This window comes from Streptomyces sp. CBMA152, from assembly GCF_014596475.1.
Classification (GTDB): Bacteria; Actinomycetota; Actinomycetes; order Streptomycetales; family Streptomycetaceae; genus Streptomyces.
This window is the reverse complement of record NZ_MECJ01000002.1, coordinates 360730-380480: the sequence shown is the minus strand read 5'-3', so window position 1 is coordinate 380480 and position 19751 is coordinate 360730. Positions and strand designations below refer to the sequence as shown.

General features: G+C 72.4%; 15 protein-coding genes. 12 read left to right on the top strand and 3 right to left on the bottom strand.

Going from position 1 to position 19751, the window contains the following annotated elements:
* Positions 1-42 precede the first annotated feature (42 nt).
* Positions 43-1242, bottom strand: coding sequence for a M6 family metalloprotease domain-containing protein (locus BG418_RS02660; protein WP_188272310.1), 1200 nt, complete (start codon positions 1240-1242; stop codon positions 43-45).
* Positions 1243-1346: 104 nt separating this feature from the next.
* On the opposite strand from BG418_RS02660, the gene BG418_RS02655 reads away from it, so the two are divergent.
* The 4 genes from BG418_RS02655 (at position 1347) to BG418_RS02640 (ending at position 5713) form a co-directional block, all read left to right on the top strand.
* Complete coding sequence (locus BG418_RS02655; protein ID WP_188271989.1) at positions 1347-2318, top strand: LysR family transcriptional regulator; 972 nt, start codon at positions 1347-1349, stop codon at positions 2316-2318.
* Between the two features lie 134 nt (positions 2319-2452).
* Complete coding sequence (locus BG418_RS02650) at positions 2453-3058, top strand: response regulator transcription factor (RefSeq protein WP_188272309.1); 606 nt, start codon at positions 2453-2455, stop codon at positions 3056-3058.
* Positions 3059-3101: 43 nt separating this feature from the next.
* The gene (locus BG418_RS02645) at positions 3102-3737 is read left to right on the top strand and encodes a DUF4255 domain-containing protein (protein WP_188271988.1); all 636 of its coding nucleotides are present in this window, start codon (positions 3102-3104) and stop codon (positions 3735-3737) included.
* A complete protein-coding gene (locus BG418_RS02640) occupies positions 3734-5713 on the top strand; it encodes an ATP-binding protein (RefSeq protein WP_317453472.1) in 1980 nt (659 codons plus the stop codon). Before BG418_RS02645 ends, BG418_RS02640 begins: the two co-directional genes overlap by 4 nt.
* A gap of 120 nt (positions 5714-5833) precedes the next feature.
* Here BG418_RS02640 and BG418_RS02635 read toward each other — a convergent pair whose 3' ends face one another.
* Positions 5834-7435 carry a peptidoglycan-binding domain-containing protein gene (locus BG418_RS02635; protein WP_188271987.1) on the bottom strand — a complete coding sequence of 534 codons (1602 nt, stop codon included), beginning with the start codon at positions 7433-7435 and terminating at the stop codon, positions 5834-5836.
* A 45-nt stretch (positions 7436-7480) separates the two neighbouring features.
* Positions 7481-10513: a BTAD domain-containing putative transcriptional regulator gene (locus tag BG418_RS02630; protein ID WP_188271986.1), complete on the bottom strand. Its 3033-nt coding sequence runs from the start codon at positions 10511-10513 to the stop codon at positions 7481-7483.
* A 286-nt stretch (positions 10514-10799) separates the two neighbouring features.
* Here BG418_RS02630 and BG418_RS02625 point away from each other — a divergent pair, with 286 nt between their 5' ends.
* The 8 genes from BG418_RS02625 (at position 10800) to BG418_RS02590 (ending at position 19751) form a co-directional block, all read left to right on the top strand.
* Complete coding sequence (locus BG418_RS02625) at positions 10800-12374, top strand: phage tail sheath subtilisin-like domain-containing protein (protein WP_188271985.1); 1575 nt, start codon at positions 10800-10802, stop codon at positions 12372-12374.
* Positions 12375-12435: 61 nt separating this feature from the next.
* Positions 12436-12879 carry a phage tail protein gene (locus BG418_RS02620; protein WP_188271984.1) on the top strand — a complete coding sequence of 148 codons (444 nt, stop codon included), beginning with the start codon at positions 12436-12438 and terminating at the stop codon, positions 12877-12879.
* Positions 12879-13313 carry a hypothetical protein gene (locus tag BG418_RS02615; RefSeq protein ID WP_188271983.1) on the top strand — a complete coding sequence of 145 codons (435 nt, stop codon included), beginning with the start codon at positions 12879-12881 and terminating at the stop codon, positions 13311-13313. Before BG418_RS02620 ends, BG418_RS02615 begins: the two co-directional genes overlap by 1 nt.
* Positions 13310-13468, top strand: a complete 159-nt coding sequence (locus tag BG418_RS02610; protein WP_188271982.1) for a DUF6760 family protein — start codon at positions 13310-13312, stop codon at positions 13466-13468. Before BG418_RS02615 ends, BG418_RS02610 begins: the two co-directional genes overlap by 4 nt.
* A 2694-nt stretch (positions 13469-16162) precedes the next feature.
* On the top strand, positions 16163-16651 hold the full coding sequence (locus tag BG418_RS39445) for a hypothetical protein (protein WP_223184221.1): 489 nt from the start codon (positions 16163-16165) through the stop codon (positions 16649-16651).
* Positions 16652-16693: 42 nt separating this feature from the next.
* Positions 16694-17131, top strand: a complete 438-nt coding sequence (locus BG418_RS02600; RefSeq protein ID WP_188271981.1) for a phage tail protein — start codon at positions 16694-16696, stop codon at positions 17129-17131.
* A 2-nt stretch (positions 17132-17133) separates the two neighbouring features.
* The gene (locus BG418_RS02595) at positions 17134-17856 is read left to right on the top strand and encodes a LysM peptidoglycan-binding domain-containing protein (RefSeq protein ID WP_188271980.1); all 723 of its coding nucleotides are present in this window, start codon (positions 17134-17136) and stop codon (positions 17854-17856) included.
* Positions 17853-19751: a VgrG-related protein gene (locus BG418_RS02590; RefSeq protein WP_188271979.1), complete on the top strand. Its 1899-nt coding sequence runs from the start codon at positions 17853-17855 to the stop codon at positions 19749-19751. The genes BG418_RS02595 and BG418_RS02590 overlap by 4 nt, the downstream gene beginning before the upstream one ends.

Here is a 19751-nt window from a genome sequence, read left to right as displayed (position 1 = left end):
CCGGCTCCCCTCAAGGGGGGCCGGGGCACAACTGTCCCTGTTTCACCAGGACTTGGTGACGCGGACGGTCTCGCCGTAGCCGTCTGCGCTCAGCACGTCGATCCGTACGCCCGCCGCCGCGTCGGTGAACGACTCGCCGGCCCAGAACGGGGCGTCGTCCAGGGGGCGGCAACCGCTCGGCGGTGTGGCGGTCGGCTTGGCGTCCATCACGTGGATCGGGCCCTGGCCGGTGGGGACCGAGGTGTCGACCCGGTAGACCAGGGCGCCGGTCGAGCAGAGGCCGCTGTCGCCCTGGACGGCGCGCCGGGACTCCACGACGTACGCCGTGGTGGGGCCGGTGGGTATGACGGCCATCTTGGTGCCGCTGCCGTACTCGACCGCCGTCAGATACACGGTGTCACTGCCCGCCGACGCCCGACAGCGGACCTGGCTGTCGGCGGTCCAGCCCAGCTTCCAGGACTGCCAGGCGAAGTACTGCGGCCCGGCCCCGCCGATCAGCCCCATCAGGTCCCAGCCGCCGATGAAGCGGTGTGCGTCGCTGCCCGCGTCGAAGGCGTACAGGTCGGGCAGGCCGAAGGTGTGGGCGGTCTCGTGGGCCACGAGTTTGGGTCCCCAGTGCCACATGTCCTGGCCGAAGGTGACGGCCCATTTGATCCGGGTGCCGTCGGCGACGACTCCGGCGGTGTCCGGGTCGTAGATGTAGGTGGGGGTGAAGGAGATCGCCGACGCGTTGCGGGTCGGGACGACGTACACCAGGTCGTAGTGCGAGAAGTCCACCTGGGGATCGGCCGCCGCGACCGCGTCCCGGACGTATGCCTCGTGCGCTTCGTGCGACAGCCCGCGCGCGAAGCCGTAGTCCGTGGAGGCGCGCGGCATCCGCACCCAGTGCTGGTACTGGGAGATGGCGAGCCAGGTCTTGCCGTACGACGCGTTCCACAGCCAGTCCGCGCCGGGGGTGAGCTGGGCCGAGTCGTCGGCCGGGTTCTCGGTGGCGGGTGCGTCGGGGAAGTCCACGAAGATCATGGCGACTCTGACGGTACCGGTGGGGCGCTTGAACACGGAGTGGTCCGTGTCGTGGCCCTCGTCCATCCAGCCGGTGGTGGCGGGCAGTGCGCAGGCCGACGCCGGGTCGGCCGTCGTGGCCGCGTGGGCGGCGGGCGTTCCGGTCAGCAGCAGGAGCAGCGCGGCGAGCAACGGGGCCAGGAGCGCGGCACGTTGGGGCCGTGTGGGGCGCGTGCTTATCACGGGGTCACAACCTCTCAATGTATGGCGTGTGACATTTCACATAAGATTGGAGTGGCAGGGGGCCTGTCCGAAAGCTGTCGTCGGTCCATAACATCCGCGCCATGGATCTGGAGGTACGGCATCTGCGTGTGGTGTGCGCGATCGCCGAGGCGGGCAGCCTGACGCGGGCCGCCGCCTCGCTGCGTATGACCCAGCCGGGGCTCAGCGCGCAGTTGCGCCGCATCGAGACGATGCTCGGCGGGGCGCTGTTCGACCGGCGGCACGCGGGCGCGCTGCCCACCCCCTTCGGCGAGCTGGTCCTGGAACGCGCCCGCGCCGTGCTGCCCGGCATCGACGGGCTGCTCGCCGACACCGCCCGGGCCGCCCGCCGGATGGCCGCCGCCGACCGGCTCCGCGTCGGCTCGGTCGGTGCCCCGCTGCTCGGCCACCTCCTGCTGGCCGTCAAGGAGTTGCTGCCCGAGGCCGAGGTGACCTCGCGCTGCCAGTACTCCCCCGCCGCGCTCCTCGACGACCTGGCGGCGGACCGTCTGGAAGCGGCGGTCCTGGGCGACCACCCCGACCAGGAGCTGCCGCCGCGCGAGGGTGTGGCTCAGCACCCGATCGTCAGCGAGCCGGTCTTCGCGCTGCTGCCCGCCGCCCATCCGCTCGCGGCGCGCGAGGAGGTGTCGCTGGCCGAGCTGGTGGAGGAGGACTGGGCGGTCCCGCGCCCCGACGGCGACCGCACCCGCGAATACTGGTCGTCCGTCTGCTCCCTGACGGGCCGCAGCCCCTTCACCCCGTACGAGGCGGAGGGGCGCCAGCTCGTCGAGATCGTCCGGGCGGGGCTCGCGGTCAGCCTCTGCCAGGCCACGTTCATCGAGGCCCCGGGGACCGTGGTGCGCCCGCTGGCCGGAAACCCCTTGTGGTACCGGCACATTCTGGCCTGGCACGACGACGGTCCGATCGCGGCGCACGCCGCCGAGATCCTGCGCCGGGTCACCGACGGCTATCTGGCCACGTGTGCCACCAGCCCCGTGTACGCGCGCTGGCGGCGGCTGAACCCCGGTGCCGCGCCCGGCCTTAACGTTCATTGACTCGCTGTTGATTCACCCCGGCCAACCTGTGCACACCAACACGTACACAGCCGAAAAGGACCGGATACCTCGTGATCAACAAGCGCGTCAGGGTGACCGTGCACGCCTCCGACCCGGTGAGCCGCGCCGGGGCGATGAGCCATCTCCAGCACCAGCCGACCGTAGAGGTGATCCACGACTCCTGCGGGCCGCTGGACCAGAACACACGGCCGGGCGAGCGGACGGTCACGGTGATGCTGGTCGACCAGGTCGACGAGCCGGTCTCCGCCGATCTCAGACGCGTGGTGCGCGGCGGTGAGCAGCGGGTGGTGCTGGTCGCCCGCGAACTGCGCGAGTCGGATCTGCTCACCGTGGTGGAGTGCGGCGTGCGCGCCATCCTGTGGCGCCACCAGGCCACCGAACAGCGCCTCCTGAAGGCGGTGCACAGCGCCGCGCGGGACGAGGGCGAGCTGCCGCCCGACCTGCTCAGCCGTCTCCTCACCCAGGTGGGACGGCTGCGCCGCTCGGAGTCGGCGCTGGCCACCGGCTCCGGCGGCCCCGCGCCCGTCCTCGGCATGGCACCGCGCGAGGTGGACGTGCTGCGTCTGGTCGCCGAGGGCCTGGACACCCGGCAGATCTCCGAGAAACTCGCCTACTCGGAGCGGACCGTCAAGAACATCCTGCACGCGCTGATGACCCGGTTGCAGCTGAGCAATCGCGCGCACGCCGTCGCCTACGCGCTGCGCGAGGGCTACATCTAAACCGCGCGAACGCTCCCTCTCGACCGACGGAAGAACGAGTTCCATGATTCACGAGATCGACGAGGCGCTGCGGCGCCTCCTGCGCGGTGGCGCGCTGCCCGAGGGCACCGGCGAGGTGGTCTTCGAGGCACCGACCCGCGACTGGGCCGCGCGGCGCAACACACCGACGCTCAACGCCTATCTGTACGACATCCGCGAGGACGTGGCCCGCCGTGAGCGCGGCGCGTACGCGGAGCGGGACGAGAACGGCGTGGTGCTGCGCCGACGCCAGCCGCCGCGCTGGTTCCGGCTCTCCTACCTGCTCACCGCCTGGACGAGCCGCCCCGAGGACGAACACCGGCTGCTCTCGGGCGCGCTGGCCTGCCTGCTGCCGCACGAGATGCTGCCGCAGGAGTCGGTGCCGGACGCGCTCGCGGCGTTCCGGGCGGGGATCCCGCTCACCGTCGCCGTGCCGCCGGCCGAGTCGCGCTCGCTGGCCGACATCTGGTCCGCGCTCGGCGGCGAGCTGAAGCCGTCGCTGGACGTCGTGATCACCACGCCGTTCCCGGTCACACCGGTGTACGACGTGGCGCCGCCGGTCACCGACGCGATGATCACGGTGCGCGGACGCGACGGGGTGCCGGGCGACTCCCGGCCCCGGACGCTGCGCACCAGCACCCGTCGGGAGGCCGCCAAGTGAGCGTCCCCGCACAGGAGTTGCTGGCCAGACTCGAAGAACTCCGGCAGGCTGTCGCGGCCCGGGTCGACGCCCGATCGGCCGACGACCCGACGGCCGGGGACCCGATGCGGGGCCTGTTCGTCACGGCGGAGACGGCCACGCGCCTGGCCGCCGAACCGATGCCGCACAGCGAGTCGGAACCGGTCGGCCACGGTCCGGCGGGCTCCCGCATGACCGCCCTCGTACGCGGCTTCGGCCTCACCGAGCTCGACGAGCGGATCCTCGTCGCGGCCCTCGCCCCCGATGTGGACCGGCGGTTCGAGGCGCTGTACGGGTATCTCAACGACGACGTCAGTCGTCGCCGGGCCACGGTCGCGCTGGTCCTGGAGCTGGCGGGGACCGGGCCGCACGACGCGGCGGCGCGCGCCCGGTTCCATCCGGCCGCGCCCCTGACCGCCGGCGGTCTCCTGGCCGTCGAGGACGAGGACCGGCCGCTGCCCGGGCGGGCCGTACGGGTGCCGGAGCGTGTGGTGGCGCATCTGCTCGGCGACGACACCCTGGACGCCTGGCTCCTGGACGCCGGGGTGGACGTGCTGCCTCCGGGCGGTCCGGCGGGCAGCGGCCTCGCGGCCCGGGTCGCCGAGTTCCCGCGCCCCGTCGCCGTGCATCTGCGCGAGCGCCGGGACGGTGGTGGGGCCGACGCCGTGGCGGCCGCGCTGCGCGGCGCCGGGCGGGTGGTGCTGCGTCACCGTCCCGATGACCACGCCGATGCGCGGATCGGGCGCGCGTTGTTGCGCGAGGCGCGGCTTCGGGGCGCGGGCGCGGCGGTCGTCGTCGAGCCGCTGCCGTCGTCGGCCGGACCGCTGGTACGGGCCCTGACCGCGCAGCGCGACGTGACCGTGGTGTTCGCCGGTACGGACGGCTATGACCCGGCCTGGGCGGCGCCGCAGGCCACGGTCATCGCACTGGAGGACGAGGTCGGCGTGGAGGACGCGCTGACGGCCTGGCACGGCGAACTCCCGGAGTACGAGGGCGATCTGGCCGAGGCGACCGCCCCGTACCGCATCGGTGGTGAACAGGCGCGGCGGGCCGCGCGGGCCGCCGCGGTGCTGGCCGACTTCGAGGGCGCGCCGGTCGGGCTCAGCCATGTGCAACGCAGTGCCAGGCTGCTGTCCACGCCCCTGCTCGGCCGCCACGCACGCAGGGTGCGGCCCGCCGTCGGGTTCGCGGACCTGGTGCTGCCGGACGAGCCGCTCGGGATGCTGGAGGAACTGGCCGGGCGCGCCCGCCATCGCGACCGGGTGCTCGGCGAGTGGCGGCTGCGCACCGGCGGCGGGCGCGGACGCGGGGTGATCGCACTGTTCGCCGGGGACTCCGGCACCGGCAAGACGCTCGCGGCGGAGGTCGTGGCGGGTGAACTGGGCCTGGACCTGTATGTGGTCGACCTGTCCTCGGTCGTCGACAAATACGTGGGCGAGACCGAGAAGAACCTGGAGCGGATCTTCACCGAGGTCGACCGCACGGACTCGGTGCTGCTCTTCGACGAGGCGGACGCGGTGTTCGGCAAACGCTCCGAGGTCAAGAGCTCGCACGACCGGTACGCCAACCTGGAGAGCGCGTATCTGCTCCAGCGCCTTGAGGCGTTCGACGGGATCGCCGTGCTGACCACCAACCTGCGGGCCAACATCGACGAGGCGTTCACGCGCCGGCTCGACGTGGTGGTCGACTTCCCGTTCCCCGACGCCGCGTTGCGGGCGCGGCTGTGGCGCTCGTGTCTGGCCTCGGCCCCGCAGGATCCCGCCCTGGACGCGGATCTGGAGCTGTGCGCCAAGGAGTTCGAGCTGGCGGGCGGCGCGATTCGAGCGGCCGCAGCCACCGCTGCCTACCTGGCTGCCGCCCGAGGTGACGTGGTGACGTCGGCGGACGTACGGTCCGGGGCGCGCCGCGAGTACGTGAAGTCGGGACGGCTGGTGCCGGGGACTGGCTGGGCTCCGTAACGAGGTGGTCCCTGCCGGGCCCCGCAAGCAAGCACCACTCATGGGCCCGGCAGACGCACCACCAACGGTGTCTGCCGGGCCCACTAACGTCCGCTAACGCCCCCCGGCGTACGGACGGAATCAGCGTCCGGACTGGCCCGGTCCGTTGACGGAACCGCCGATCAGCCGCTTGATCGTGGTGGTGTCCGCCACTCCGGTCTGCGGTAGTCCCACCTGCCCCTGGTACGTCCTGATCCCGGACTTCATCGTGTCGTCGAAGCTGCTCGACTCGCCGCCCCGCTGGCCGTTCTTGAAGTAGTCGATGCCGGACTGGGCGTAGCCGCGGTCGCGGTTGAGGTCGTTGGTGGAGATCTTCGCCTGCATCGCCCACCACAGGGCCGCGCGCAACTTCGTGACCTCGTAGTTCTTCGACCCGTACGTGACGTCGGAGGCCTTGATGCCCTGGGCCCACAGCGAGCCGAGGGTGGCCCGGCCGAGGACGCCGATCGGGTCCGTCCTCGTCAGCTGCATGCTGGTGCTCTTGTCGTGCATGACGGCCTGCTGGTAGCAGCGCAGCGAGGTGTCCGTGAGACGGTCGATCACTCCGGCCGTCCAGCCCGGCCTGAGTTCGCAGGCGTTGTTGAGGGTCGCCAGGCGGTACTGGGCGAACTTCACGATGTCGTCGGCCTGGTACCCCATCTGCCACGGCGGCCCGGCCGGCGCACCGGCCTTCGGAGCGGGCGCGGTCTTCGGCGGCGGGGGAATCACCGGCGGGCCACCACCGGGCGTGGAACCGCCACCACCGCCACCGCCTCCACCACCGCCGCCTCCGCCATCACCACTGCCGCCCCCGCCGCCCGGGTCCGAGGCCGGGGGCGGCTGGGCCGCCCCACCGCCGGGCGGGGGCGAGGTGGGCGGCGCCTGGCCCAGCGGGGTCTCGGCGCCCTGCGGAACCGGCTGCGGGCTGGCACCGGCCGCCTGGGCCTCACCGGTGGAACTGCCGAACTTGGGCGCGAACCCGAACCAGAACACGGCGAACGCGACCGCCCCCGCGACCAGCAGACTGCCGGTCGCCAGCAGCCAACGCGGCAGCACCGGCCGCTGCTCGAAGCCACCGGACAGGTCGTGGCCGCGCTCGTCGCCGGAGCGGCGCACCGAGACGGTCATCTTGTGCTGCTCGGCCGTACCCCGCCAGCGCACCTGCTGCGGCCGTACGGTCAGCTCGGCGAAGGAGACACGGCCCGGGGCGACCTGGACCGCGTTGGGCGCCATGTCGAAGGTGAGGCGGTTGCTCTCGTCACGGACCGTCAAAGACGCGGTCAGCGGCGCGTTGCCGAGGTTGTCGACGGCCACCTTGGCCCGGCCCCGGAAGCGCCCGATCAGGTTGGGCGGCAGCAGTTCGGCACGTATCTCCACGAACGGCGCGACGGTGACCTGTCCTTCGAGGACGTCACGCAGGTCCGGGTGGTCACGGGGTTCGACCCTGATGCCGTACGGGGTGGGGCCGGCCGGTGCGTCCGGCGAGCGCGGGGGTGCGAAGGAGATCTCGGCGGTGCCCTCGGTGCCCGGGTACAGGCGCAGGGTGTCCGGTTCGATACGGGACCAGCCGGCCGGTGTGCCGACAACCGAAAGGCGGTACTCCTCGACTGTGTCTCCGGTGTTGCGTACCCGCAGCCGCGCGGTGGCCCGCCCTCCCGGATCGAGGGCAACGGCGGCGGGATCCAGGGACGTCCACATGCTCATGCGGGAAGGCTAGGAGGCGCACCCCTACTCTCCCTAGCCCGAAAGTCACTGTCCGGGGGCAGCGCTCACTGCCCCCGCATACTGAGTGTTTGTGCGGGCGGCTGTCCCGACCGGCGTCCGGGACAGCGGTGGTCGGGCCATCGGCGGCCCGGCCACGTCGTCCGCCTCGGCCGCGCCGCACGCCCGCAGCATCCGGTTCGCGGTGCGCAGCGAGTCCAGCGCGGCGAGGGCGGGGACGTCGCCGAGCGCGAGCAGCGCCCGGCTGCGGGCCGCGAGGGCCAGGCCCCGGCAGTACGGATCGCCCACCGGGCCCTCCAGGCTCAGCGCCTGGGTGGCGCAGGCCGCCGCCTCGCCGGGCCGGTCCCCGGCCAGGGCGCAGTACGCGAGCCGCGCCCAGACAAGCGCTTCCCAGCGCGGGCTGCCGGTGCGCTGATGGTGCTGACGGGACTCACGCAGATGGGCGGCCGCGCGGGCGATCCGTCCGGCGGACAGCAGGGCACATCCCACGTGGAAGAGGACGTGTCCGAGGGTGATCGGGTCCGCCAGCTCACGCGCCCGGCACAGCGCTTCGTCGATGGCCTCCTCGGCCCTTTCCGTCTCGCCGAGCGCCATGCGGGCGCGGGCGATCGAGGCGAGGGCGCGTGCCTCCTCGGTGCGCGCACCGAGCGCCGCGAACCGCGCACGGGCTTCCTCGAACAACGGCAGCGATTCGTCCGGGCGGCCCAACACCCCTGCGGACAGGCCGAGTTCAAAGGTCGCGGCGGCCTGGCTCAGCCGGTCGCCCGAGGCTTCGGCGTGCCGCAGCGCCTGACGCAGCATGCGTGCGGTGCGCGTGAAACCGTACGCACCGGTCGGCGGCACGGCGGCGAGTACGCGCAGCGCCCGCCCCGCCGCCAGTTGATCGCCCCGGCGGTGGGCGGCCGCGAGCGTGAGCCGTGCCGGGTCGGCCGGCTCACGGCAATGGGCGGTGCCGAGGACCAGTTGCGTCCAGCCGGTCAGCAGGTCGACCACGGGCCGGAGAGGCACCTGTTCCTCCCGCACCGCCTGTTCGACGACGGCCTTGATCAGCGGATGAGCCTCGCGCAACCACTCCATGGCTCCGTCCGCGTCGGTGGGCCACTGCCCCGGCTGCTCCGGTACGTATAGGAGTTCCGGCACGACGCTGAGCGGTCTCGTACGGGCGATGGCGTTGCGCACTCCGGCGAGGGTCTGCTCGACGAGGCGGCGCAGGGCGGCGGGGCGCTCGGCGGCGTCCGGGGAGTCGTCGAGGCGGTGGCGGGCGAAGACGCGGAAGGGGCGGGGGCAGGTGTAGCGGTCCGTGCCGTGCGGGCGGTGGTGGGTTTGCAGGAGGCCCGCCTCGGCCAGCGTATGCAGAGTCTCTGCGGCTTGGGGCTCGGGTACCGCGAGGAGCGCGGCCGCGGTGTCCGGCCCGAAGTCGGGCACCTCGACAGCGGACATCAGCCGGAAGGCGCGGGCCGCGACCGGGTCCAGGGCCTCGTAACAACCCTGAAGCACGGCCTCGACGCCGGTGCCGTCCATCCGCTGTTGCGCCAGATCCGCAAGCGGCAGGTGCGGGCGGGCCCCGAGCCGCGAGGCGCCGATGCGTACGGCCAGGGGCAGCCCGTCGCACAGCGCGACCAGATCACGAACCGCCTCCGGTTCCCGACCGACCCGCTCGACCCCGACGACCGCCCCCAGCAGGGCCAACGCCTCTTCCTCGTCGAGCGGTCCGACGTTTACGTGCTGTGCCCCCGGCGGGGACAGCGTGCGCGAGCGACTGGTGATCAGCACCGCGCAGCCGGGGCTGTCGGTGAGCAGCGGGCCCACCTGATCCATGTCCCGGGCGTCGTCCAGAACGACGAGGACGCGCTGTCCGGCGAGCAGCGACCGGTACAGCGCGGCCCGTTGCTCCACCGCTTCGGGCACGGCCTGCTCGGTGATACCCAGCGAGCGCAACACGTGGCCCAGGGCGGCGACGGCACCGATCGGCTCATCCGTACTGCCGCGCAGGTCGAGGAAGAGTTGACCGCCCGGGAACACACCCCGCACCGCATGTCCCACACGCACGGCGAGCGCCGTCTTACCGGCCCCGACGACTCCTCCGATCACCCCGACCCCCGCGCCCTGTCCATCGGCGGCCCGCTTGAGCAGTCCGCTGAGGGTGGCGACGGATTCCTCGCGGCCCACGAAGTCCGTGACATCAGAGGGAAGCTGAGCCACACGCCGGAGCATGGCCGACCCCGTATGTATGGATACCGTCGCGGCAGCAACGGGCGGCTTCGGCGTGACGGTGGCGGGCAAACGTTTGACGGGGTTGAGCAAACGCGCGTGCAGCGCGGACAGCTCCGGGCCCGGGCTCGCCCCCAGTTCACGCTGGAGCGTACGGCGCGTCGCCTCGTACACCCCCAGGGCCTCGGCCTGTCGGCCCTCCCGGTGCAGGGCCAGCATCAGCAGTGCCTGGGCGCGCTCGCGCAGCGGGTGTTCGGCCGTGAAGGCGCGCAGCGGTGCCACCGTCTCGGCGTGCCGGTCCAGGGCGAGGGCACAGTGGAAGTGCTCCTCGCGGGCGGTGAGCCACAGTTCGGTGAGCCGGTCGCGCTGGCGCTCGGCGTGCGGGCCGGGGAGCCCGGCGAGCGGGGTGCCGGCCCACAGGGTGAGCGCCGCCTCCAACTCGCGGTGCGCGCCCAACGCGTCGCCGCCCGTCCGCAGCCGCCCGGCCCCGGCGATACGCCGCTCGAACTCGGCCGTGTCCAACGCGCCCTGCGGCAGCCTCAGCACATAGCCGTCGGACGCGGACATCAGGACGGTGGCGGTGGAACGGGCCGGGCGCCCCGGTTCGAGCAGCGCCCGCAGCCGTGACACATACGTACGCAGCGTGCCGACCGCACGCTGGGGCAGCCGCTCGCCCCACATCGCGTCGAGCAGTTCGGGCATGGAGACGGGCCGGCTCTCGCGCAGCAGCAGTACGGCGAGCAGGGCGCGCTGCTGCGGCGGCCCGAGCGGCAGCAGCTGCCCACCGAGCTCCCCCTCGAACGCCCCCAGGAGCCGGAACCGCAGCCCGCCCTCGCCCGTGCCCGGCATTGACGCCTCACCTTCCCTGTCGTTCTGCGGCCATCGGCCGTACTGTCGTGTCCAGCACCGACCACCACCCCGATGACCAGGGCAAACGCTACGCCCATGGCCGGGCCGACCGACACTTCGGCCGAGTCCGTTCGGACACCTGCCGCTGCCCCTTGAGACGTCCGTACGCCCCTGTCGGTGCCACTGCGGGTGCGTAAAAATCATGGACAGACCGCTCCGTCGGCGCCGAGCCACACCTGGCCGCGCCCGGGCGCCCCCCTCATCACTCCTCGTGGGAGAACGCTGCATGCCCAACTACCTGTCCCCCGGCGTCTACGTCGAAGAAGTCGCCAGTGGCTCCCGCCCCATCGAGGGAGTGGGCACCTCTGTCGCCGGATTCGTCGGGCTCGCGCCCACCGGGCCGCTCAACGAGCCGACCCTGGTGACCAACTGGTCACAGTACGTGGCCGAGTTCGGTGAGTTCACCGACGGGTACTACCTGGCGCACTCGGTGTACGGGTTCTTCAACAACGGCGGTACGGCGGCGTACGTCGTCCGGGTCGGCGGCACCGACGGCGGGACGGCCAACGCGGCCCCGCAGGCCGCGACGCCGCAGGCGCTCACCCCCGGCGCGTCCGTGACGCTCGGCGCGTTCAAGGTGGCGGCCATCGCCCCGGGCGCGAACGGCTCGCTGACCGTCGAGGTGCAGGACGTCGAGGGCGAGTCGGGCAACGACCGATTCAAGCTGGTGGTCAAGGACGGCGACACCGTCGTCGAGAGCTTCGACGTCAGCGCGAAGAAGTCGGCCCGCAACTTCGTCGTCACCCAGGTCAAGCAGCGCTCGAAGACCATCGTGCTCGAAGAGGCCGCCGCCGGTGGCCAGTTGACGAAGCCGGACGCGCAGGCCGTGACCCTCGCGCCGCCCGTCGCCGCCCCCGTGGCCGTCCAGGGCGGCGCCGCGAGCGCCGCCGGTCTGGACACCGCCCGGTTCATCGGCGACTCCGCCGACCGCACCGGCTTCGGCGGCCTGGAGTCCCTGGACGAGATCAACACGGTCGCGGTGCCGGACCTGATGGCCGCGTACCAGCAGGGCCTGATCGACCTGGAGCAGGTCAAGGCGGTCCAGCTCGGTCTGGTCGCGCACTGCGAGCTGATGGGCGACCGGATGGCCGTCCTCGACCCGCCGCCCGGGCTCAACGCCCGTGACATCCGCAAGTGGCGCATGGACGTGGCCGGTTACGACTCGCGGTACGCGGCGCTCTACTACCCCTGGGTCAAGGTCTTCGACCCGGCCAGCGGCCAGACCAAGACCGTCCCGCCGTCCGGCCACATGGCCGGCATCTGGGCCCGCAACGACTCCGAGCGCGGTGTGCACAAGGCGCCGGCCAACGAGATCGTGCGCGGCGCCGTCGATCTGGAGCTCCAGATCACCCGTGGTGAGCAGGACCTGCTCAACCCGGTCGGCGTCAACTGCATCCGGGCCTTCCCGGGCCGTGGCATCCGCGTCTGGGGCGCCCGCACCCTCGCCTCCGACCCGGCCTGGCGCTACCTGAACGTACGCCGGTACTTCAACTACCTGGAGGAGTCGATCCTGATCGGCACCCAGTGGGTGGTGTTCGAGCCGAACGACCAGGCGCTGTGGGCCCGTATCCGCCGCAACATCTCCGCCTTCCTGGTCAACGAGTGGCGCAACGGCGCGCTCTTCGGGCAGCGCCCCGAGGACGCCTTCTATGTGAAGTGCGACGAGGAGACCAACCCGCCGGAGTCCGTGGACCTCGGCCGCGTGGTCTGCGAGATCGGCATCGCACCGGTCAAGCCCGCCGAGTTCGTGGTGTTCCGCCTGGCGCAGTTCTCGGGTGGCGGCGGCGAGCTGGAGGAGTAGCAGCCGTTCCAACTCACCTACCGCACAGCCAACTTCGCACGATCAGGAGAAGTAACCCAGCATGTCGCTTCAGCCCGGTGACGCCCTCACCACCCATAATTTCGGCCTGCAGATCGACGGTGTCATGGTCGAGTTCCTCCAGGAGGTCAGCAGCCTCTCGATGGAGCAGGACGTCATCGAGTACCAGCAGGTGTCCGCCGACGGCCGCCCCGTCATCAAGAAGCTGCCCGGTGTGAAGAAGGCCGGTGAGTGCACGGTGACCCGTGGCGCCACCCACTCCTCCGCGTTCTCCGAGTGGATCAAGACGTCCATCGACGGGAACATGGGCTCGGCCCGCAAGAACGCCACCATCATCATGATGGACTACATGAACAACCCGGTGAAGCGCTACCACATGCGCAACGCCTGGTGCACGAAGGTCGAGATCAGCGCCGTGAAGGCGGGCGACGCCTCCGCGATGACCGAGCAGGTCAACATCACCTTCGAAGAGCTGGTCATCGAGTAATGCGCCGCGAAGGTCCGGGGGCCGCTTCGGCCCCCACTCCCTCCCCCTCACTCTCAGTGGAACCGCTGCGCACGGAGTTCGAGTTCGAGCTGCCGCGCGGGTATGTGGACGAGTCCGGCACGGTGCACCGCAATGGTGCGATGCGGCTGGCGACGGCCCGCGACGAACTCGTCCCGCTGCGGGACGTACGGGTGCGCGAGAACCCCGCGTATCTGTCGGTGGTGCTGCTCGGCCGGGTCATCACCCGGCTCGGCACGCTCGCCAATGTGCACGACGGCACGGTGGAGAACATGTTCGCCTCCGACCTGGCCTTCCTCCAGGACTTCTACCGGCAGATCAACGCCGAGGGCCACACCCGTGCGGCCGTCGCCTGCCCGCACTGCGAGGAGTCCTTCGAAGTCGAGCTGGCCGGGAGCCGCCTGGGGGAATCGTGACGTACGCGGCCGACCGGATCGAGGAGGAGACCGCGTACCTCGCCTACCACTTCCACTGGGGCATGGACGCCATCCTCGACCTGGAACACGCGGACCGGAGGGCGTACGTACGGCGGGTGGCGGCATTGGTGGAACAGGGCGAAGGGGAACGGTGACAGGGGATGGGGTTGTTCAGACGCCGACGGGCACGTACGGAGCAGTCGGCCGCGACGCACCCCGCCGAGACGCCGTCCCCGGTCAGCCATGACCCGGGCTGGTCGGCCGCACCGCCGGTCCAGCGGATCCTCCCGACCCCGCGCCTGACCGCCGAGCCGGGCTTCGGCTCCACTCTGGCCGCGCACCAACCCCTTTCATTCGTACGGGAGTTGGGCCACTCGGTGAGCGACTCGGCCCCGCATGGCGTACTCCGCGACGCCCTGACCCCGGTCACCGGCCGCCCGACCGGGCTGCCGTTGCCGGCGCTTCGGTTGCCGGTGGCGGGGGCCGTTCGTGAGACGGCGGAGTCCGCTGAGGCGGCTGGACCGGCCGAGGTCATGAGGTCTGGGGCCGCTGTACGTTCCGGAGACGCTTCCCGTACTGGGGCCTCAAGCCCGAGTGTCCGTACGGGCAACAGGGCGGGCCGTACGGACAGCGGGGCGGGGGCCGAACCGGCCGCCGTCCAGCGGGCTGTCGCCCCGGGACACCCGGCGCGGACGGCACCGACACCCCCCGAGCCGACCTCGGCTTCGGAGGCCGGACCGGCCATGAACCCGGCCGCCATCCAGCGGACCGCCGCGCCGGGCCGCTCGGAGCGGACGGCCTCGACGTCCGCTGAGCGGACCCCGGCCCGGAACGCCGTCCCGGCGCCGAGTCCGGCCATCCGCCGGCCGATCGAATCCGTGCCGGGGCACCCTGCTCCGCCGACCTCGTCGGCCGGGCAGTCCGCGGCCCGGCCAAGCATCGAGGCACCGCGTGCGGTGTCGCCGGACGGGCCTGCGATCCAACGGGCTGCCAAGGTCGATGGCCCCGGCGTGCAGCGAGCCACCGCCGTACCTGGTGCGCCCACCACGACGCCCTCGGCACGGACCATCAGCCCTGCCCACCGAGAGATTCAGCAGACAGCGGCCGACGACACCCCCCAGCGGGCCGTCGCCCCTGCGGCGCCGAAGACCGCCGAACCCGTCCGCCCGACGACTCGGCGGACCGCACCCATCAACACCCCACCCGCCATCCAGCGCGCGGCCACGCCGACGACCCCGCAGAGCGAGCGACCCTCCGAGCCTGCCCACTCGGGTACTCAGCAGACAGCGCGCAACAGCACGTCACCCGCAGTCCAGCGGACCGCCGCACCCACGACCCCTCAGACCGGGCACCCCACCCCGCCCGACCGCCCGGAGATTCGGCGGACTGCGCCCGACGACGCCTCGCCCGCAATCCAGCGGGCCACAACGTCGCCGGCCGAGCGTTCCTCCGAGCCTGCCCGCCCGGAGGCTCGGCAGACCGCACCCAGCACCACGTCACCCGCAGTCCAGCGGGCCGCCATACCCACGACCCCGCAGAGCGAGCGACCCACCCGGCCTGCCCGCCCGGGCGTTCAGCAGACCGCTCACAGCAACCCTGCACCTGCCGTCCAGCGAGCAGCCGCACGTACAGCCGCCCAGGCCGAGCACGCCCGCCCGGGCATTGACCAGACGGCGCACAGCACCACCTCACCCGCCGTCCAACGAGCCGCAACGCCGCAGGCGCCGAAGGAGAGCTCGCCCTCGATCCGGCGTGCTGCCATGCCTCTGGCGCCGCAGGTCGAGCGGCCCACGGCCCCTGCCCGCCCGGGGACTGGGCAGAGCGGACCGACGGCGACTCCGTCCACGGTTCAGCGGACCACCACACCCGACTCGCCCACCCCGCAGCGAGCCACAACCCCGGAGGCCCCGCGCTCTGCCGCACCCGCGTCGGGCAACCCTCGTCCTACCGGGTCAACAGCCCCTGCCCCGGCACCAATTCAACATGCCGCCGCACCCACCCACCTCCCCCCCACGCCTCGCCGCGCCGGGATCCAGCAAGCCATCACGGCGAACAACAACCCGACGTCCGCCACCCCACCCTCGGACCACCCCGCGCACCGAGTCGAGATGCCGCGCTCAACTCCCGTACCCCACAGCCACGTTCAGGCCCCCAGCGTCGCCCGACCGGCGCCCCCCGACCCGGTTCAGCGCAAGGCAGCACGCCTCCCGGCACCGGCCCCCGCGCCCCTCCAGCCCACCGGGCCGACCCACCCCGCCCAGCGGACCGAGGCCGCGCCCTCGGGACTTGGCACGGCAACTCCCGCCTCCCCGGCGATCCAGCGCGCCACGATGCCGCTCTCCCCACCCATACGCCCTTCCCTCGTATCCGCCCCGCGTCCCGTAAGGCCGACGCGGCGGATCGCCCCCGTCGGCGCGGTACAGCCTCCCGCGCCGACCCAAGACGTCCTCGCACCGGCTCCCCCCGCCGGTGCGAGGACTCCAGACCCCGTACCGGCCGCCCCAACCCCGGAAGCGACCCCCGCACCCGTACAACGCAAGCCACTCGTACGCCGGGTGACCCGCAGCCAGAGTGCGACCACCAGCCCGACCACGGGCCCCTCCCCCGCGCCCGAAACGGCAGCCCGCCGCAGGCCCCTCATCGGCGCCCCCCTCACTCCCCAGCCCGCCACCACACCCCCGCCCGTGCAACGCACCCCCGCCGCACCCCACCAGGCACCCACACCCGAAGCACCGGCTCCGGCACCCGCACCCGCACCCGAGCCGACCCCCGCCCCCGAACCCCTCACCCCGCTCCGAACCGTCCGTCTCCCCTCCCCCGCCATCCAACGCGCCCCAGCATCCAGCCCGTTGGCCTCGTCCCGCCCGATCACCCCGAGCGAACAACACCGCCCGGCACCGGTCGGCGCGCCCGCCCCCATACCCCTGCGGCAGGCGACGCCCGCCACAGCCACCGAACGCCCCCCGACCGTGGTCACCCCACAGCGCGCCGCCACCACCCCCGTCACCGCCCGCCCCACCCCCCAACCCGTCGTCCAGCGCCGCCCCGCCGCCCCCCAGCCGACACCCCCCGCACCCACACCCGTAATCCAGCCGACCCTCCGCAACCAGCCTCCACCCACCCCCACCATCCAGCGCTCCCAAAGCACCGCCCCCGCCCCCCGGCCCACCGCATCCGCACCAACTCCCCAACCGGCGGCCGCGCCCAGCCCCGAACCCCCGGACGAGCCCGCCGATCTGGACGCGCTGGCCCGACGGCTCGTCGCGCCGCTGTCGCGGCTGCTGCGCGCCGAGCTCCGCGGGGACCGCGAGCGCATCGGCCGCCTCCGCGACCGCTGACCGCAGCCACGCAAACCCCCTCCCGACACCGAAAGAAACCCTGTGCCCACCACCCTTGACCCCGGTTCCACCGTCTTCTTCACGCTGACCATCGACGGCCAGAACCTCGGCCTGTTCAACGGCTGCGACGGTCTCGCGTCCCAGGTCGAGGTGGAGCAGCACCAGGAGGGCGGGAACAACGGGTTTGTGTGGCAGCTGCCCACCCGCGTCACGTTCTCGACCATCCGGCTCACCCGGCCGCTGACCGCCGACACCGCCAAGGTCGCGTCGTGGATCTCGTCGCTCGCGACCGGGATCACCCGTCCCACCGCGCAGATCGCCGCGCTGCGCGCGGACGGTTCGATCGTGGCGCAGTGGGGGCTCGTGGAGGTGCTGCCGGTGCGCTGGACGGGGCCCACCCTCGACCCGGCGAGCCCGGGTGTGGCGACCGAGACGCTGGAGATCGCGCACCACGGCTTCACCGACGCCGGGGGTGCCTGAGCATGGCCGCTCCCACCGGGGGCAAGGCCGCGGGGCTGTCCCGGGCCACCCTTGCCATCCACCAGCCGCCCACCGACCTGGGCGGCTCGATGGGCGGGCTCATGGGTGAGGTGAAGTTCCAGTTCAACCCGTCGCAGGTGCAGCTGGGCCGGTCCGCGAGCTGGACCGTGATGCCGGCCATCGCGTACACGCGGGGCGCGCCGCCCAAGTTCACCGGGGCGCAGCCCGCGTCCCTGCAGTTGCAGGTGTTCCTCGACGCGTCCGGCACGCCCAGTTCCACCACTGTGCAGACGCAGGTGGAGCTGCTGCTCTCGTGCTGTGAGGTCACCCCGCAGAGCGTCGCCGCGAAGGCGCCCTCGCCTCCGTGGGTGGAGTTCAGCTGGGGTTCGTTCTCGACGGTGCAGTTCGTCGCGTACGTCACCAGCGTCAACGCCAACTACACCCTGTTCAGCCCCAACGGCGTTCCGCTGCGCGCCACTTGCACGCTGGCGCTGGTCGAGGTCTCCAGCGAGACCAAGCGCCAGAACCCCACCTCCGGCGCCCTGTCGGCCCGCCGGGTGCACCGCACGGTCGCCGGGGACACCCTTGCCTCGCTGGCCTGGCGCGAGTACGGCGACGCCACCCGGTGGCGCACCATCGCCGAGGCCAACGCGATCGACGACCCGATGCGGCTGCGCCCCGGCACCGAGCTGCTTCTTCCCGCCGCCTCGGAGGGCGTCGTATGAGTGAGAAGACCTTCACCACCGTCCTGCACGTCCAGATCGAGGGCGCCGTGCTGCCCGATCCGCTGGCCGTGCGGCTCATCGAGGGCTGGGTGGACGCCAGCGTCAACGTCCCGTCCGCCTTCCAGCTCACCTTCAGCGACAAGGACGGGATGGTCACCACCAAGTTCCCGCAGCTGAAGATCGGGGCGAAGGTGGTGCTGAGCCCGTTCACGGACGGGCGGCGCGGCGACCCGATGCTCACCGGCGAGGTGACCGCCCTGGAGGTCGACGCCGAGCCGGGCACCGGCCGCCATCTGGTCGTACGTGGTTACGACCCGGGTCACCGGCTGCTGCGCAACCGGCGGGTGGTGGGCTATCCGAACATGACGGCGTCCGACATCGTGCGCCGCGTCGCCGGTCTCAACGGGATCGCGCTCGGCAAGGTCGACTCGACGCCGACGGTGTACGAGCTGGCGACGCAGCCCAACACCACCGACTGGGACTTCCTGTCGCGGCTCGCCGCCGAGAACGATGTGCGGCTGGCCTGCGACAACGAGGGCAAGCTCAATTTCGCCGCGCTCGACCCGGCCTCCGGCGCCCCCGCCGACACCACCCCGGCCGCCCAGAGCCCGTACGTTCTGGACTTCGGGGCCAACACCCTGCACAGCCGGATCGCGATGACCGCGGCCGGGCAGGTCAAGCAGGTCAATGTGCGCGGCTGGGACATGCGCACCAAGCAGCAACTCGCGGCCCCCGCACCGGCGATCACCAGCCCCGACATCGCCGCCGACATCACCCCGGGCGTGATCTCCACGCCGTTCGGGGCGGCGGAAATCACCGCCACGTCGATCCCGTACACCACCCAGTCCGAGGTCACCCACGCGGCCCAGGCGCTCGCCGACGACGTCACCGGTGCCTTCGCGGAGGTGGAGGTCGCGGTGACCGGGAACCCGGAGCTCAAGCCCGGTGTGCCGATCGCGGTCAGGGGCGCCGGATTCCCCTTCGAGGGCAAGTACACGGCGACCGGGGTCCGTCATGTCTTCGCCTCCGGCGAGCAGTTCACCACCTGGCTGACGGTTTCGGGGCGCCAGTTCCGTTCGCTGTACGGGCTCGCCTCGGGCGGCACCGACCAGGCGCCGCCCATGCCGGGTGTGGCCGTCGCGCTGGTCACCAACACCAAGGACCCGATGAACCTCGGCCGGGTCCGGCTGCGTTTCCCGTGGCTGTCCGAGACGTACGAGAGCGACTGGTGCCGTATCGCCCAGTTCGGCGGGGTGCGCGGCGGCGGGCTGCTGCTTCCGGAGGTCAACGACGAGGTGCTGTGCGCCTTCGACCGGGGCTCGCTCGAGCACCCGTACGTCCTCGCCGGGCTCTACAACGGCATCGACAAGCCCACCCGCGAGCCGGACAACATCCCGGCCGTCGACCCGACCAGCGGGCAGATCAACTGGCGTGCGCTGACCGCCCGCAGCGGCCACACCGTGGAGCTGCTGGAATCCGGCGGCGCCGCGCGGGCGTCCAGCGGCATCCGGCTGCGCACCGGCGGCGGCAAGCTGAGCGTCCAGCTCAACGAGGCCCGTACCACCCTCACCATCGACAGCGACGGCACGGTCACCATCAGCGGTGCGCGCGGGGTCGACATCAGCTCGGGCGGCGATCTGTCGCTGAAGGCGGCGGGCGCGCTGAAGCTGACGGCGGGCACCAGCGTCGACATCAAGGCGGGCATGGGCGTGGACGTCAAGGCCGGGATGAAGTTCGGCGTCCAGGCGGGCGGCGAGGCGGCCATCAACGCCGGTGGCGCCGTCGAGGTCAACGCGCTCGGCACGGCGTCGATCAAGGCCGTCGGCAACGCCAACATCACCGCCATGACGGTGGAGCTGACCGGTATCACCCTCCGCAACGGCCTCCCGTTCTAA

Bases quoted from the DNA above. Each gene is read 5' to 3' on its own strand.
- BG418_RS02655 (WP_188271989.1), top strand. From the start codon at position 1,347: ATGGATCTGGAGGTACGGCATCTGCGTGTGGTGTGCGCGATCGCCGAG.
- BG418_RS02650 (WP_188272309.1), top strand. From the start codon at position 2,453: ATGAGCCATCTCCAGCACCAGCCGACCGTAGAGGTGATCCACGACTCC.
- BG418_RS02645 (WP_188271988.1), top strand. From the start codon at position 3,102: ATGATTCACGAGATCGACGAGGCGCTGCGGCGCCTCCTGCGCGGTGGC.
- BG418_RS02635 (WP_188271987.1), bottom strand. From the start codon at position 7,435: ATGAGCATGTGGACGTCCCTGGATCCCGCCGCCGTTGCCCTCGATCCG.
- BG418_RS02630 (WP_188271986.1), bottom strand. From the start codon at position 10,513: ATGCCGGGCACGGGCGAGGGCGGGCTGCGGTTCCGGCTCCTGGGGGCG.
- BG418_RS02625 (WP_188271985.1), top strand. From the start codon at position 10,800: ATGCCCAACTACCTGTCCCCCGGCGTCTACGTCGAAGAAGTCGCCAGT.
- BG418_RS02620 (WP_188271984.1), top strand. From the start codon at position 12,436: ATGTCGCTTCAGCCCGGTGACGCCCTCACCACCCATAATTTCGGCCTG.
- BG418_RS02615 (WP_188271983.1), top strand. From the start codon at position 12,879: ATGCGCCGCGAAGGTCCGGGGGCCGCTTCGGCCCCCACTCCCTCCCCC.
- BG418_RS02595 (WP_188271980.1), top strand. From the start codon at position 17,134: ATGGCCGCTCCCACCGGGGGCAAGGCCGCGGGGCTGTCCCGGGCCACC.
- BG418_RS02590 (WP_188271979.1), top strand. From the start codon at position 17,853: ATGAGTGAGAAGACCTTCACCACCGTCCTGCACGTCCAGATCGAGGGC.